This window comes from Gilliamella apicola (assembly GCF_003202915.1).
GTDB lineage: Bacteria > Pseudomonadota > Gammaproteobacteria > Enterobacterales > Orbaceae > Gilliamella > Gilliamella apicola_Q.
This window is the reverse complement of sequence record NZ_QGLP01000005.1, coordinates 134,859-150,864: the sequence shown is the minus strand read 5'-3', so window position 1 is coordinate 150,864 and position 16,006 is coordinate 134,859. Positions and strand designations below refer to the sequence as shown.

The 16,006-nt window shown below is 32.1% G+C and carries 16 protein-coding genes; 4 read left to right on the top strand and 12 right to left on the bottom strand.

The annotated features are described in order from the left end of the window. Positions 1-124: 124 nt before the first annotated feature. Positions 125-1,333, top strand: coding sequence for an MFS transporter (locus DKK79_RS06870; protein WP_110423449.1), 1,209 nt, complete (start codon positions 125-127; stop codon positions 1,331-1,333). A 99-nt stretch (positions 1,334-1,432) separates the two neighbouring features. Here DKK79_RS06870 and DKK79_RS06865 read toward each other — a convergent pair whose 3' ends face one another. The 8 genes from DKK79_RS06865 to DKK79_RS06820 form a co-directional block, all read right to left on the bottom strand. Beyond that, the gene (locus DKK79_RS06865) at positions 1,433-1,675 is read right to left on the bottom strand and encodes a hypothetical protein (protein ID WP_110423448.1); all 243 of its coding nucleotides are present in this window, start codon (positions 1,673-1,675) and stop codon (positions 1,433-1,435) included. A 14-nt stretch (positions 1,676-1,689) separates the two neighbouring features. Then, positions 1,690-2,715, bottom strand: a complete 1,026-nt coding sequence (locus DKK79_RS06860; RefSeq protein ID WP_110423447.1) for an SPFH domain-containing protein — start codon at positions 2,713-2,715, stop codon at positions 1,690-1,692. Between the two features lie 2 nt (positions 2,716-2,717). Beyond that, a complete protein-coding gene (locus DKK79_RS06855) occupies positions 2,718-3,500 on the bottom strand; it encodes a hypothetical protein (protein ID WP_110423446.1) in 783 nt (260 codons plus the stop codon). Positions 3,501-4,600: 1,100 nt separating this feature from the next. Then, on the bottom strand, positions 4,601-5,461 hold the full coding sequence (gene fba / locus DKK79_RS06840; protein WP_034882176.1) for a class II fructose-1,6-bisphosphate aldolase: 861 nt from the start codon (positions 5,459-5,461) through the stop codon (positions 4,601-4,603). 33 nt (positions 5,462-5,494) lie between these two features. Beyond that, positions 5,495-6,454, bottom strand: coding sequence for a carbohydrate kinase family protein (locus DKK79_RS06835; protein ID WP_110423443.1), 960 nt, complete (start codon positions 6,452-6,454; stop codon positions 5,495-5,497). Positions 6,455-6,570: 116 nt separating this feature from the next. Beyond that, positions 6,571-7,941 (bottom strand): PTS ascorbate transporter subunit IIC, encoded by a 1,371-nt coding sequence (locus DKK79_RS06830; RefSeq protein WP_110423442.1) that lies wholly within the window; start codon positions 7,939-7,941, stop codon positions 6,571-6,573. A 24-nt stretch (positions 7,942-7,965) separates the two neighbouring features. After that, positions 7,966-8,247 carry a PTS sugar transporter subunit IIB gene (locus DKK79_RS06825; RefSeq protein ID WP_034882183.1) on the bottom strand — a complete coding sequence of 94 codons (282 nt, stop codon included), beginning with the start codon at positions 8,245-8,247 and terminating at the stop codon, positions 7,966-7,968. A gap of 509 nt (positions 8,248-8,756) precedes the next feature. Beyond that, positions 8,757-9,227, bottom strand: coding sequence for a nuclear transport factor 2 family protein (locus DKK79_RS06820; RefSeq protein WP_110423441.1), 471 nt, complete (start codon positions 9,225-9,227; stop codon positions 8,757-8,759). Positions 9,228-9,394: 167 nt separating this feature from the next. On the opposite strand from DKK79_RS06820, the gene DKK79_RS06815 reads away from it, so the two are divergent. After that, complete coding sequence (locus tag DKK79_RS06815) at positions 9,395-9,754, top strand: winged helix-turn-helix transcriptional regulator (RefSeq protein ID WP_034882188.1); 360 nt, start codon at positions 9,395-9,397, stop codon at positions 9,752-9,754. 80 nt (positions 9,755-9,834) lie between these two features. Here DKK79_RS06815 and DKK79_RS06810 read toward each other — a convergent pair whose 3' ends face one another. The 3 genes from DKK79_RS06810 to DKK79_RS06800 form a co-directional block, all read right to left on the bottom strand. Beyond that, positions 9,835-11,364, bottom strand: coding sequence for a tannase/feruloyl esterase family alpha/beta hydrolase (locus DKK79_RS06810; RefSeq protein ID WP_181415256.1), 1,530 nt, complete (start codon positions 11,362-11,364; stop codon positions 9,835-9,837). Between the two features lie 230 nt (positions 11,365-11,594). Continuing rightward, positions 11,595-12,212: a peptide chain release factor H gene (prfH, locus tag DKK79_RS06805; RefSeq protein ID WP_110423439.1), complete on the bottom strand. Its 618-nt coding sequence runs from the start codon at positions 12,210-12,212 to the stop codon at positions 11,595-11,597. Beyond that, positions 12,212-13,300 (bottom strand): RNA ligase RtcB family protein, encoded by a 1,089-nt coding sequence (locus DKK79_RS06800; protein ID WP_110423438.1) that lies wholly within the window; start codon positions 13,298-13,300, stop codon positions 12,212-12,214. The genes prfH and DKK79_RS06800 overlap by 1 nt, the downstream gene beginning before the upstream one ends. A gap of 541 nt (positions 13,301-13,841) precedes the next feature. On the opposite strand from DKK79_RS06800, the gene DKK79_RS06795 reads away from it, so the two are divergent. Then, positions 13,842-14,285, top strand: a complete 444-nt coding sequence (locus DKK79_RS06795) for a LexA family protein (protein ID WP_110423437.1) — start codon at positions 13,842-13,844, stop codon at positions 14,283-14,285. Beyond that, positions 14,285-15,550 (top strand): Y-family DNA polymerase, encoded by a 1,266-nt coding sequence (locus tag DKK79_RS06790; RefSeq protein WP_110423436.1) that lies wholly within the window; start codon positions 14,285-14,287, stop codon positions 15,548-15,550. Before DKK79_RS06795 ends, DKK79_RS06790 begins: the two co-directional genes overlap by 1 nt. Before the next feature lie 28 nt (positions 15,551-15,578). Here DKK79_RS06790 and DKK79_RS06785 read toward each other — a convergent pair whose 3' ends face one another. Continuing rightward, positions 15,579-15,953 carry a hypothetical protein gene (locus DKK79_RS06785; RefSeq protein ID WP_110423435.1) on the bottom strand — a complete coding sequence of 125 codons (375 nt, stop codon included), beginning with the start codon at positions 15,951-15,953 and terminating at the stop codon, positions 15,579-15,581. Between the last annotated feature and the right edge of the window lie 53 nt (positions 15,954-16,006).

Below are 16,006 nucleotides of genomic sequence, written 5' to 3'. Positions count from 1 at the left end.
AACGAACAAACGATAACAAATATCATTTGCGTTTACAATAAAATAAAGCTAACATTTATCAGCTAATATCCTTTGGAGAATAGAATTTATAATATTTTTATTATAGAAACTTATAAAACACCCCATGGACGATCAAATAATCTCAGCTAATAAACAAAAAAACTATTTTTTATTCATTATTGCACAGCTCTATATTATACAAGGAATTCCTGTAGGACTAGCTTTTGACGCCTACCCTATCTTATTACGAGATTCAGGTGTTTCACTGGCTGTGATAGCCTTGATTCCTCTAGCAGGCTTACCATGGGTCGTTAAATTTTTATGGGCCCCTATTGTTGAAAATCACTGGATAAATAAAATTGGCTATCGGAAAAGCTGGTTACTACCAATGCAAAGTTTATTAGCAATACTTATAACCATCATAGCCTTCACCCCATTCACATCAGAAACCACCAATTATCTTTTGTTAATCATAATTCTTTGTAGCATAGTTTCGGCAACGCTCGATATTGCTACTGATGGACTGGCAGCTGATTTGTCTCAACAAAATACAATTAGCCAAATAAATAGTATTCAAGTGATGGGCAATATTACTGGTATGCTTATCGGTGGAGCTGGAGTAACAGTTTGTTATGATTATTTAGGAAAAACCTATAGTATCTTAATTTTAGTAACACTTATCATATTTTCAATCATACAGCTTATTATATGGAAAGAACCTGATTTATTGCGTAATTTGCAAAACAACCCAAGAGCAAAAATTAGCCAATTTTTTAAAAGACAAAACGCTTATCATATGATGTTGATTGCTTTGCTAGTTCCTTTTGCTGGTGCTGTAATCTTATCCATAACTAAATTTATTTTACTTGATGTTGGATTTTCTGTGGGTGATATCGGTATTTATACCGGTATTGGTGGTTATATTACCATGCTATTCGGTTGCATAATTGCATCCTATTTATTAAAAATCATGCATCCTTATCAAACACTGAAATTAGGCTTTAGTATATTATCTTGTTTAATTATGTTGTGGTGTGTCATTTACTATCTACCCAATTTTATTAATCCTATTATTATCACTATTCTGATGACCATATTAGGTATTGGTATTGGCATTATAAATGTTAGTATTTATACCATTACGATGATCTATGCAAAACAAGGCAAACAATCAGCTACAGATTATGCTATTTTTCAAAGCACGTTATTACTTTCAGAAATTATCGCATCTTCACTTTCAGTGGCAGTTGCAGAATATTTCAATTACATAACGGCATTTTTATTAGCTTTGATAAGTATCATTGTTATCCATTTAATGAATATGAATAAATAATAAATTAGGTCAATTTTTATTGGCCAATAATAACCGACACTAACTTAACTCTATTCAAAATTGATATTTAATAAATTGACTAAATAGTCACATGTTATGTTATTTTCTTTTCGGTAATGCAATATTCCCTAGATTCTTGTTATAGTCAGAAGAACTTTTATTAAAAAATAGTGCCCAAAAAAGAGTTAAAATAATACCGCTAACAACAATTGTTAAAATTGTTAAGAGAATTTTTAATAGATTAACATATTGAAAAATATTAACATCCCATATTAATAATATTATGCCTATTGAGAAAGCAAAAAGTGCAGCAAGAAAAAAGCTAGCTAAGATTGTTTTCATTTTTTATTCCTTAATTAAAGCTTATCAATATATTCTTTTTTCTTCATATTGAATTCATCTTGGGTTATAGCCCCAATATCTAAAAGTTGTTTTAATTTAGTTAATTTGCTATATATATCATCCGGCTCTGATGATTGGTTAGTTGCAGTATTTTGCTGAGGTTCGGTGTTTGTCATTGTTGGTAAGTAAGTTTTAGTCAACTCTGCCCCTACCACAAACTGAGCACCTAAACTAGCAACAGCACCTTCATTTTTTGCTGCATCTCTTAAAGCTTGCAATTTTTCCATTTCCGCATAACTTAAATTTGCTTTTGAAGCAGCAATAACATCTGCTGAAATATTGGCTATTTTGGCGATTCTATTTTCTGTTTCATTATCAAATTCTGAAGCTAGAATACGAAAATCACACAAATTAAGACCCAATTTATTGATATCATCATATAAACGGGATTTTACTAGCTGAGAAATTTGACTAAGTTGAGAATCAATTGTTTGATACGCATATTGATTTGCAGCCAGTACAGCGGTTATTTCTTGAATTATACGACTTGAAATAAGTTCCTTTGCTTCAGTGACGGAATACTGTTGACGATTTCCTATAATTTCTTGATAAAACTTGCGAATATCATTAATTGAAAACGAGTAATTACCATTCATTTTTAATTGAATGGGGAATTGATATTCAGGATCAATATATTTAACTGGAGATGCCGTTCCCCATCCTTGATTAACAACTTCAGTTGTCTTAAAGAAATAGAGATATAATTTATGCTCACTATTAAAAGATTGTCTTATTTTTAAAATAGTAGTAATAAAAGGATGATTATCAGTCTGTAAATTATAGATACCTGCATCTATAATTACATCGGCAATCTTACCTTCATATACCAATATACACCCTTGTCCAGGCGCTACGATAAGTTTACTAGCATTGATAATCTGATTATTGTTTATGGTTGGAAATTGATACCATAAGATATCAACTGAATTATCATTCCATTCTATAACGGAAGCTAATTGTTTTTTGAAAAATTTGAGCATAATTATTCCCTACTATTTAGCGATTGGGTATCAAGAAGAAAATCTTGTTTTCCTTCATGATTTAATTCAATAAAATGATCCTCTGTCATTAATAAAATATGATCTTTAGTTATTTCAGCATTTAATTGCTTAAACTTAAACGGAAAGTTGTAACTAAATATAATATCGGTATTTTTTGCATTTAATAATTGGACAATATAATTTTCTGTTTTTACTGGCGATGTCGTAAAAGCAATTAAGACCGCATTGTCATTAAAGGTTAGTAGTTTTGGAAAAAAGTAAAGACGATCAGGGGTAAAATCGGCATATTTTATAATTCTCGAATCATTTTTTTTCGTTGGATGAATTAACAGTTTTTTAAAAGGTGTGTTTTCATATATAACAACAACTGGTTGATTCGAAGGATTATCAAATACTTTTCTCCAACGAAACATTGGTTCTTCTCTTGGAAAACCAGGCAAATATTTATATTCATATTTTATTAATTGATGATTCTCGTCCGGATAATCATAGCTTTCTAAATCAAATTGATAACTAATACGTGTGTATGCATTTGCTGGTAATGATTTAAAACCATCTCTAACATTATAAAATGCATCTTCATCATAAAGTTTATCAATCATTGGATAGTAATAAAAATGCTTACCTTTATTGGTATAAACATACAAACCGCTTCCCCATTGTGGTCTAACGAATTCTATTTTAGCCAGACCTTGTGAAAACTCAGCATGATGAGTAAAAAAACGCTGTTCAACATCTTGAAATGTTTTATTTTTTTTGTTCAACTGATAAAGTTTCTGATTATTAACAAGTAATAAAATTTCATCTTGATCTCAAGTTTTTATTTCATAAGATATTTTTTTATTATTGTCATCGGTCACATTAAATTCACTAACGAATTGTTGGGCATTGATATCAAATATCTTAATAAAATATTGAATTTTTGATTGTGTAAACATTTCTGGGTCTTCTACACGCAACTTGCTGTCCATGATTAAAAATGGTGTTTCATTATCAACAAACATTTTGATATTTTTATGTGTCCATTCTTCTTTTTTAATCTTATTACTTTCTAATGAACTATTAGTTGACTGATAACTCTTAGGTTCAATAACCGGATCAAGATCGTTACTGTTTTAAGTTAGAAAAAAATATAAAACTAGAACCAATGGAATTAAACAACCCAATAAACCCAATATTTTGAAATTTGTGATTTTGTTTACTTCAAATGTTTCTTTTGATTGATTTTGTTGATGAATATAAATATGTTGTTCATTTTTATCAATAAAATAAATAGCGCCACAGCTTTCACACTGATATTTATCATTTCCTAATGAACTATGTTTAATGCTACTACATTGATGACATTTGATAGTTAATATATTTACAGTCACTGTCTAATCTTAATTTTTTATTATTTTATATTATCTAAGTAACATATATTATAATCTTTTGTATTAGTAAAAAAATAGAATAAACAATTCTTGATAAAAAATTAAGTTAAATATTTAATTGATTAACATGATTTTTATTTTATTATATTGATTAAAGGCATAAACTGACAAGCGTTAGTTATAGACGATATTTATATTGAAGATATTTGTGAGAAAGCATTGAATTGCATATGTGGGTTGTCAAAAAATGTTGAATTACAGAATTATTTTTTTAATTTCTGAAATATAAATATAACAAAGCTAATGATGCTACAAAATCGGGAGAATCATAGGCAGTAATTATCATTGTGATTAATGAAGGATAGCAAGTATATTTCGTTTAACAATAAATAATCAGCAAAATATAAAGTTTATTTCAATTTCCTATATTATTTTCAATAAAAAAGCCATCATAATAGATGACTTTATTTTTCGATAAATAAAAGGAACAATTAATATCGATTAACTGATCCAAATAATTTCATTCTTTCGGTTATTTTTTCTGCTACCGGATTTAATCCATGATTAATAACCTTACGAGGGTCATTGATGTCATGATCTTTTTGTTCAGCAAATAATTTTCCTACAGCAACGCACCAAGTATACATATTTTCAGTATTAACATTAATTTTGGCTGTTCCTAGAGAAATTGCATGCAACATATCTTCATCACAAATCCCTGTTCCGCCATGAAGTACTAATGGTATATTTATTAAATTAGAAATATGCTGCATTTCATTAAATCCTAATTTAGCTTTTCCTTTATATAGACCATGGGTAGAGCCTAATGCCGCCGCTAAACAATCAACATTCGTTTCTTTAACCATGGTTAGACATTGATGTGGATCAGCATAGATCACTTGAGAATTAACTATTCCATCCTCACTACCGGCTATAGTCCCTAATTCAGCTTCTACCGATACGCCTCTTTTATGCGCATAATCCACTATACGTTTGGTAATTTCGAGATTTTCTTCAAATGGTAAATGCGAACCATCAAACATTACTGAACTGAATCCGGCATTAATTGCGGCGAAACAAGATTCATAACTTTGACCATGATCTAAATGTAAAGCAATAGGTACATCAATATCTAAATAGTCCATTGCATTTTTGACAATAGCATGGATAGTATTGAAGCCCAACATATGTTTAATTGTACCACCTGACACGCCAAGAATTGCTGGCGAACGATTCTCTTTCGCTGTTTTTAAAACCGTTGCTACCCATTCCAAATTATTGATATTAAATTGTCCTACCGCATAATGTTCATGATAAGCATTATTTAGCATGTCTTTCATTGAAACTAACATAATCTACCTCTTAATCTTATATTTATTAATTAGTTATTTAAAATATTCAGTTAAATTTCTTTCAAATCGGCGTTGCGCTTTATTGACTTCAGATAAATTTGGCATCGCTTTGCGAACACCTTTACGTTCAATCGAGATTGCCGCTGTTAAACTTGCAAATGTAATAATTTCTTCAATGTTCCAACCGTAACTCACGCCATAGGAAAATGCTCCATGGAATATGTCTCCGGCACCTGTCGTATCAATTGATTGACATAGAAAGCTAGGGATAACTTTAACTTTTTTATCTTCAATATAAGCACATCCCTTTTCACCTAATGTTATATAGGCCGAACCTCTAGCTATTGTTGCTAATTTTTTCAATGCGATCTCTAATGACTTTTTATTTGTAAATTCATCTATATTGGCATAAGCAAGTGCAAAATTTTCACTAGCAACTAGGTAATCAGTATATTTGGCTAAATAAAGATTACTTTCACGTAACGACCCAGCATCCATGACAACTTTGACATTAGGTAATTGTTTAATGACATATTCACTTAACTCTGGCTCATGCCCATCGATGAGAATGACTAAATCACGCTTATTTTCCTGCAAATATTGAATAAACTGATTTAACTTATTTTTTTCTGTAGTGGTTATAAATGGTGGGGTATTTAATTTGCGCGTAATAATAGTTCGAGAGCCATTTTCTTTATTTACTGTAATAGCAGCAAGTGGTGTAATCATCTCATCTGAGAAAATGATTTGATCTGTTTTCACGCCTATTTGTTTAAATTCAGAGACAATTTTATTGCCATATATATCATCATGTAGATGTCCTAAATGGTAAATATCTTCTCCCCATAGCCCCAATAAATAAGCGGCATTTGCACATGGGCCTCCACCACTTTCAAAAAAATCATAAGCAAATGATTTACTGTTTTCTTTTGGATAACTCGTGGTAAAATAAAACTGATCATAACAAGCAAATCCAATTGTCAGTATTGTCATAATTAATCCTTAATTCATCATTTAACTATAAAAATTGTTTTTACTAAGATTCATTCATTGCAGATAATTATTAACTCATGGTTGAGTATAAAATTACTCGACCATGAAGTTTTAAATTATGCTTGGTCTACATTTTTTGAATCACCAACAACTCTGATAGATTTAAAGAAGAATGGTACACAAAGAACGATGATTAAAATTAAGCAGATAAAATAAATAGCTGTTTGACCGAAAATATTAAATAGTTTACCAATGATGATCCCCCAAACTGCAAAGTCAAAATCAGCAAAAGTTGAATTTTCGAAACCAAGATCGCCCAATGTAGGTAATAATAATGCTGGTAAAAACGCTAATAAAATTCCACCGATAAACGATGCAATAATACATCCACGTTTACCACCTAATTTGTCAGCAAATACACCTGAAGTACCGCCACAGAAGAAATGAGGCACCATGCCAGGAATAATTAGTGCCATACCCATTCCACCTAAAATGAACATCCCTACTAATCCACCGATAAATGAACAAATAAAACCAACGACCACAGCTGTAGGGCTAAAGGTAAAAAATACAGCACAGTCTACTGCTGGTATTGAATTAGGGATAAGTTTCTGGCTAATACCTTGGAAGGCAGGAACAAGATCACCAAGAATTAATCTAACACCGTTATAAACAATGGCGACACCAACCGCGAATTGTAAACCACTTAGGATCGAAAAGATGACTGAGCTTTGTTCGGTGATAGTAGACATATATTCACTGCCCGCAACTAAGCTACAAATTAAATATATGATTACCATTATGATACCTGTTGTCACAGTAGTATCTCGTAAAAATCCCCATTTTTCAGAGATTTCGGTATCGGCAAATGAATTATTTTTATCGCCAACTATTTTAGCAATAAACCCAGATAAATAATAACCAATTGAACCAAAGTGCCCCATGGCAATCCCGCCGTCATCTGTAACTTGCTTGGTATAATTTTGACCAATTGCCGGGGAAATAGCTGACCATGAACCTAGTAAAAAACCACCAATAATAACGAGTTCCCAACCATCGAATGTAGCGGCTCGTAGAACTGCTGAAAATAAGCAGGCAAGAAAGAATGAATGGTGACCAGTTAAAAAGATATATTTATATTTAGTAAACCGAGCAAGAATTAAATTTATAACAAAGCCGAGTAACAAAATACTCATAGTTTCAACACCTAAAACTTTTTGTGCTACTGATACTATTGCTTCATTATTAGGAATAACACCGCGAATACCAAATCCTGCTTCAATAATGCTACCCAATGGATTTAAGTTGCTAACAATAACACCCGCTCCGGCACTCAACATGAGATAACCTAAAATAGGTTTTAAAGTTCCTGTTAAGAGTTTATTTAATGGAGAACGCAAACAAACTAATCCAACAAAGGCAATAATTCCCATTAAAAAAGCCGGTTGACTAAAAATTTCCGTTAAAAATGAAAGTAATAACTGCATAATAATATCTCCTTTGAAAGTACATCAAATTTCAGCTAATTGCTGTAATTTTTCACTAATGTCTTCCTCAATTTGCTTTTTATTGACATAGCTACGAATAACTGCAACTTTTGATTGATCAGAAAATTGTTTAGCTAAATCTTTAATGGTCACATATAAATCTGCTTTTTCACCTTCGGCATTAGCAAAATCAATTGACGCTACATCAGCTTTGATATTCAAAGCTGCACAGATATTCTTAACGTGATTGGCTGCCATTAATGAACTACCAATACCATTTCCACATACTGTTCGAATTTTCAACATTGCTAATCTCCTTTTTGATTTTTTAAATAACGTTGGGTTGTTTTAACTTAAAACTAAAATATAAATTTCTTACAAATTTCTTATTTATTAAGCTATTTGGTGATTTTTATATTAAATAATGAAAAGTTACTGATTCGTGATGTATATCACACTGTTTAATACAGCAAGTGATTCAAGTCACAAAGTAGTCATAAAGTTGAAGCAAGAATAATTAGATGAAGTGAAAGGATTAAAAATTAACATTATGATTATTATTAATAAATTAAAAATTTATTAAAACCACCAAAAACTGATAAATTGAATTTTTCAAGGTAAAAATGCTTATTTTTGTGATCTAGTTCAAAAAAGACACTATCAAAAGAACAAAAAAACAGCGATTTTTTTGTGAAAAGCAAATAACGAGATCGAATATCGAAATAAACAGTAAATTTTACTTAATAATTAAGTTGAAAAAATTAAGGAAGAATAAAAAGCGCCATTAAGGCGCTGATAAATTATAGAAACAATCCTCAAAACATTGTATTGCTGTTTTCAGCATGTTCTGGCACATTTTGGATCACATCCCAATGCTCTACAATCTTGCCATCTTTAACCCGAAATATATCCACTACTGCTTTACCAAGATCATGATTATTAACTTTAGAATGGACATGCAACCATACGATATCCCCATCTACTGACGAGCGAATTATCTTAGCGCTTGATTGAGGATTTTCTTTAAAAAAGCTTTCAAAATAAGTAATAGCTGGTGTTCTACCATTTTGGACATATGGATTGTGTTGTTTATAATCTTCAGCAAGGGTTTTAGTTGCCACATCGACTTGATGTTTATTAAAAAAATTATTATAAAAATTGATAACCAGTGCGCGGTTTTCTTCCTCTTGAGTTAAATTTCTTGGGTTTAAATCTTTTGCAGCAACGGTACCGGTAATACTTAGCAAACAAATTCCAACCAAAAAACGCTTTTTAATTACATTCATATAAATCCCACTCCTATTTGACTTTAAATTAATTCTAGCTATAACAAATAATTGGTCTACAATATAGACTATTTGAATGGTAACAATAAAAATAAAATAAAACAAGAAGTAACACAAATATGACTAAGTCAATCCAAAATGACTTAACGTTTAGGAAAAAAATAAATATGAAAAAAACATCAAAAAATGAATTCATCAAATACGATCATCCATGTCCTATTCGTGATGTTCTCGATAGAATTGGTGATCAATGGAGCCTTTTAATTTTAAAATCCTTAGAACATGATGTGATGCGATTTAATTCATTACATAAAGAAATTGGTGATATATCTCGGCAAATGCTTTCGCGAACATTAAAAAGGCTTGAAAAAGATGGCTATATTACTCGAACCCTCTATGCTGAAGTTCCACCTCGAGTAGAGTATGCTTTAGCTGAACTTGGCTTATCGTTCCTTAAACCAATGAATACCTTAATACAGTGGGCTGATGAAAATCATGAAGCGATTTGTCGAGCGAGAAAAAAATAAAATTTATGATTATTCATACGTCTCTTTTTGAAGAAGTTAAAAACTAGCTAGCCGAAAATAATGGCTAGCTACTTAGTAAATTATTGACATATAAAGTTTTCAGGATTATTGGTATCACCCTCTCCTTTATATATCGTTTTTTGTGGATATTGGCATAGAGGACGTTGTATGGTTATCTCGCCATCTTCAATTTTTTGCGCGATAAGTCTAGTTGGTGCTTGTTTTTTCTCTACCCAAACAACCATTGATTCAAAACCATTAACTTTATCTGGACCGTCGCCACCATTACAATGGTCAACACCCGGCGCTAAATAGAGTTTTAAAAAATCATCTACCGAATCGTACCCACCCATCATTTTCCATACATTATTATAATATTGAATGGTTCCTTTGGGCGCTATTAAACGATCATTTAAACCATGCCAAATTATCATTTTGCCTCCCAATCTTTTAAATTCCGTTAAATCTGGGTTATCCGTTCCCATAATTGGGCGAAATAGTTCTACCGATTCATTAAAATAGTTCTCAAAACCTCTATAACCTAACCTTCTCCAGTCAAAATTTGGAGATTTTTTAACCCAATATTTTAAATAATCAACTGGAATTGGAAAAGGACCTTTACTACTAGCTAAAACATCAAGTGGCGCAGTCGGCTCAATACCAAACCATAAAAACTTGCCATTACTATCTGTTGGGCCTTGCCAAATTTTTTGTAATGCTCGAATTTCATCATCATCAAGCCCTGCGTTAATTAACAACTCTTGATTAACGAATAATGTTGTTGGATCGCTAACTAAGCCATCATTAATACCATCTTTTTCATCAGCAAGCTCAATAATCATTTTTCTAACTTTTTCGAGTTTTTCTTCTTCGAACGGCCTACCTAACTCTTCTTGCATGACCACTTGCGGCCATAATTCTGCAGGTACAAATTTATCCCAATGGATTGCGGGAGCGGCTATATATAAACCATCATAATCATCAGGGTATTTTTGTGCTTCCATTAACCCTTGCCTACCACCGGTTGAACAACCATTCCAATATGCATAATTTGCTGCTTGACCATAATATGACATTATTATTTGTTTGGTTTTGACGGTCATTTCATGCACACTACGATAAGCAAAATCTGTTAGCAAATCGTTTTGTAATTTTCTATCTTTAAGCACAAATTTACCGTCCATCAAATTACCTGTATGTCCGGTATCAGTAGACGCGGCAACATAACCATGTTTAACAGCTTCAGCTAATTTATCATATGGTATAAATCCAGCATAACCACCACCACCAATTGATTGTAATCGCTGATTCCAATTAGTTGGTAACCATATTTCAACATTAATAGTGGGTTGAATCGTTAATTCGACGCGGCAAATTTGTGGTAAATCCACAATCTCTTCGGTGGTAGCTCCTCTTAAGGTATCTGATAATTTAGAAGATGGTGAAAAGCTATCGACAATTATTTCGGTATTTACAACTCTTGCATTATCTAAGTGCAAGTTATTTAAAGCGTGACAACGGTCTTCTACATTAGTATTGATCGCTGCCGCACTAGTTGAAGCTCCTAAACAACTTAAAACTGATAAAACCAATAAACCATATTTTATCATTTCCTTATTCCTACCCTCAAAAAATATAATTTCTAAAACTATTTTAGAGTTAATATTAGTCATTAGTTCTATAAATAACAACATTAATAATAATTATTTCCCATCATTAAATATCATTTTGACAGATTTTAATCTAATATCTAAATTATCTTATTGCATCAATTTCATCTAAAACAATATGAAAAAGAGTCTATCTGTTTGTAATACAGAAATTTTTTACTTTTTCTTTATCATTTTTTTTCCTGAAATTTTTTACCATAAAAGATTAATTGGCTGTTACCTCTTAATATAGAATCGTGAAACTTTTGACGGATATTTTTTTGCTGTTCGTGTTGTTCCGCCTCATATTGCGCTAATTTATACGCCAATAACAATTTAGCTAACCGTTTATTTGCATGTTGACTACGTTCGGTTTGTACTTTAACACTAATACCGGTTGTTAAGTGTATCGCTCTAACAGCTGATTCCGTTTTATTAACATGTTGACCACCTGCACCTGATGATTTCATAGTGGTAAATTCAATGGTATTATCATTTAACTCCATAGGATTAGGCAAACAAGTTACCCCCAAAAACCAATTTTTACGCTTATGGGTTGGGCGATAAGGACTTTGACATATCCATTGTATTGTACCAAGCCAACGCTGTATTAACGCTTTACTTTCTATACCTTCAACCGACAATAATACTGACCGAAAAGTATTGGGCTTATCGCCCAATACGCTTTCTATAATTTCAGTAGTTACTGACTTTTGAACAGCCTCTGTTAAAAATTGTGTTACCGCTTTAGCAACAGCTAAAGTACACTCATCTGGCCCTCTAGCGGAGGAAAAAAACAGCAATGCCATCAGTGACCTCCTTGTGTTTTATAGTTCAATATTGGGGTCAATTGTGCAATAACAGTAACAATATTCGCTTGTTGCATTGATTCAATTACACTATCAATTGATTTATAAGCTTGCGGCGCTTCTTCAAAAATAAGGCTACTATCTTCACAAATAACACGACTACCTAGTTTGGTCCGTTTGAGTTCTTGCATTGAATAGCGATTCTCCAACTTACCTTTACAGTCAGCTCGACGCCATTTACGCCCGGCACCATGTGCTAATGACAGAAGTAGATCATCTCGTTGAATCGGTTTGACAAGATAACTATAATCACCTCGTGAACCAGGTACAATCACCAGTTCATCCATTGCCGACGATGCACCTTTACGATGTAACCAATAGCTCTGTTTATCTATAGTAACTTTTTGTAAAAAATTATGGCAAACATTAAGTACTTCATGGCTTTGAGTATTCAAATTAGTCATTAATCTTTCCGCCACAACTTGACGATTTAATCTTGCAAAAGTAACCGCATCATCATGTTTTTCAAGATAACTTAATGCATCATCACTATCATCTGCTAAGCCTCGATAACCAAAGCGTGATAATTGATTTTGCAAAATAGCATGTCCTAAACCTCTTGAACCGCTATGCACTAATAAAAACAGTTTTTCGGCATTAAGTTGGTAGTGGTTAAATAATGTTGCATCAAAAATCTTACTGACTTTTTGAATTTCAGCAAAATGATTACCGCCACCAATAGTGCCTAGATTATATTTATGACGAGTATCAGGCAAATCAATATTACCTATTTGTTTAGCTAATTTATCAATACTCAATTTGGCAAGATTAATATCAGTTTGCCAAAATCCCATGCCACAGCCGATATCGCTACCAATTAATGCCGGATAAATTATTTCACGGCTTAAATATGCAGCACCAATCGGGTAGCCTTTGCCGGGATGAAGGTCGGGCATCCCCATAACTTTAACCATATTGGGTAACTCGGCCGTTGTTAGTAATTGTTGTATTGCTAAACCTTCGATCCAAGTATTTTTAGATGCTATTAGTGACGCTTTATCAGATAGCACCTGTATAGAATTGTCCATATATCAATCCATTTAAATAAATATTATTGTTGTTTTTCCCAATACTGTTTAAAGACAAATTTTTAAATGAATTATCTAAATAAAACGCATAGGCTACTCAACATTGACCGTTAAGAAATGTTTAATTTTATCTAGTGACGCTGTGATCACTATTAATACGTTTTTCAATAATTGGTTTTACTTGAATAGTATCAAGTTATCTTTAAACAATGGGTATAAATTAATTGGCAGGTTAAGGTCAGCTAGCTGAATTGAAGTAAGAATAGAAAAAGTTACTTAATTATTGGCTGATCAGCCCGCAAAGGTTTGTTAAATAAATCATAATAAAATCTCCTTCGCTATTTATAATGGCGCATATCCTAATTAAATTTTAGTTACTTGTAAAGTAACAAATTATCTTTTTTAGTAATCTATTTTTATTTTTTTTTACACTCATTTTTATTGAATTAAGAATTTTACACTGTATATTTATACATATTCCTTTTTTTAATGCGAATAATCTTGCATTGTTCGTTTTTTATTATTTTGTTGGAGTACTTTCTTGAATAAATATTGTGTAATTCTTGGGCAGGCCAATAGTTCGCTCGCTGTTTATTTACCTCTGGTTGATACACCAGTAAGAGCAGGATTTCCTTCGCCTGCTGATGATTATTTAGAAACAAAATTAGATCTCACTAGCCACTTAGTCAAACATCCAAGCGCAACTTATTATATTAAAGCGATTGGCGACTCAATGATCGATTATGGTATTTATAGTGGTGATCTGCTTGTTGTTGATCGCTCTTTAGAACCGAAAATTGATGATATTGTTGTTGCTGCTGTTGACGGTGAGTTAACTTGTAAATGTTTAAGTTTTATTAATGGCGAACATCATTTATTGTCTGGTAATCGGCTTTATCCACCTATTTCACTAGCGGGCAAAGAAGTACATATTTGGGGAGTAGTAATACATACTATTCATTCTCTGCATAAACGGGGGCATTGATGATTGGTTTAATCGATTGTAATAATTTTTATGTATCCTGTGAACGGGTATTTAATCCTAAATTAGAAGGAAAACCAATCGGAATCCTTTCTAATAATGATGGTTGTGTAATCGCCCGTTCTAATGAATTAAAACCATTAGTCGCTATGGGTATGCCGGCCTATCAAATTCCACCCCATATTCAAAAAAAAATTACCTTATTAAGCTCTAATTATGAGCTTTATGGTGATATGAGTCAGCGAGTATTTGATACCGTTTATCATTATACTGCGGATATCGAGCTTTATTCTATCGATGAAGCCTTTATTCATTTAAACGGATTTAGCCATGTTTTAAATCATTGCCAAAATTTAAAAGCAATAGTAAAACGAGATACGGGCATCCCTGTAAGTATAGGGATTGCCACTACTCGCACATTAGCAAAGTTAGCTAATCATATCGCCAAAAAACAATCTATTCATCAAGGTGTTTATTGTTTTCCTACTAATCAAGAGGAGATAGCAACCACCTTAAAACAATTTTCGGTTGAAGATATATGGGGAGTTGGTTGGCGAATTGCTCAACGGTTAAAAGTATTAGGCATTCACACCGCTTGGGATTTATATCAAGCTAATTTAAAACAAATCAGACAGTTATTTTCAGTTGTCCTTGAACGTACCGTGCTTGAACTCCGTGGTATTAGTTGTATTGAATTAGATGACCTGCATACCGCTAAAAAAAATATTATGACATCACGTAGTTTTGGTCATTTAACCAATGATCTATTTGATATACAAGAAGCAATTCGAGTACATGCAAGTCGTGGTGCAGAGAAACTAAGAAAGCAAAAATCAGTTGTCAATGCCGTATTGATCTTTTTAAAAACCAACCGATTTCGACCAGAATTACCTCAATATAATCCGTCAGTTGTGGTGCCATTATTATCGGCGACCGATGATTCAAGATTAATCATTCATGCAGCTCAAAAAGGGTTACGATCCATTTATAAACCAGATTTTTTATTTATGAAATCAGGTGTGATGTTACTTGATTTAAAAACTAAAGATAATTATTGTCAATCGGATTTATTTACTGCTGAAACATCAGCAACTGAAAAACACAAAAGTGAACAATTAATGAAAACCATGGATGACATCAATCAGAAAATGGGAAAAAACACTATTCATTTAGGTGGTATCAGACAAACTGCAGCATGGCAAATCAAGCGAGAGCGACTTAGCCAACGATATACGACTCGTTGGGATGAGTTACCTTTGGTAAAATAGATAACGGATTAATCGCTAAAATAATAATTTAATTAATTGATTGAATTGAATTGCCTTGTTCATTTCTTACATCAACATAAACATCCCATTTTCTATGATCACTATCGATAGATTTTTCACAAGAAATTGAAAGTCCATATTTGTGAGGAAGATTTTTTGAGCTTAAAGATATTTTATGCCACTTTACCTTTAATGGTAAAAGGCAGCTAGATGCGTAAAATTTTCTATTTGCTTCAATTGTATGTAAATTAGTATGATGTTCATGATTATAGGTGGCTATAAATTCAGCTGCCTTATTATCAATTTCACCGAAAACTTCATCAAGCATCATAGCCTGTGCAAAAGGAACTGTAATAACAGCTACAATTGCGATAATATATTTTAATAAATGAATTTTTTTCATAAAAAAACTTCAACAATTTAAATTGTTAAGTGCAAATAAAGTTAATTTTTGCA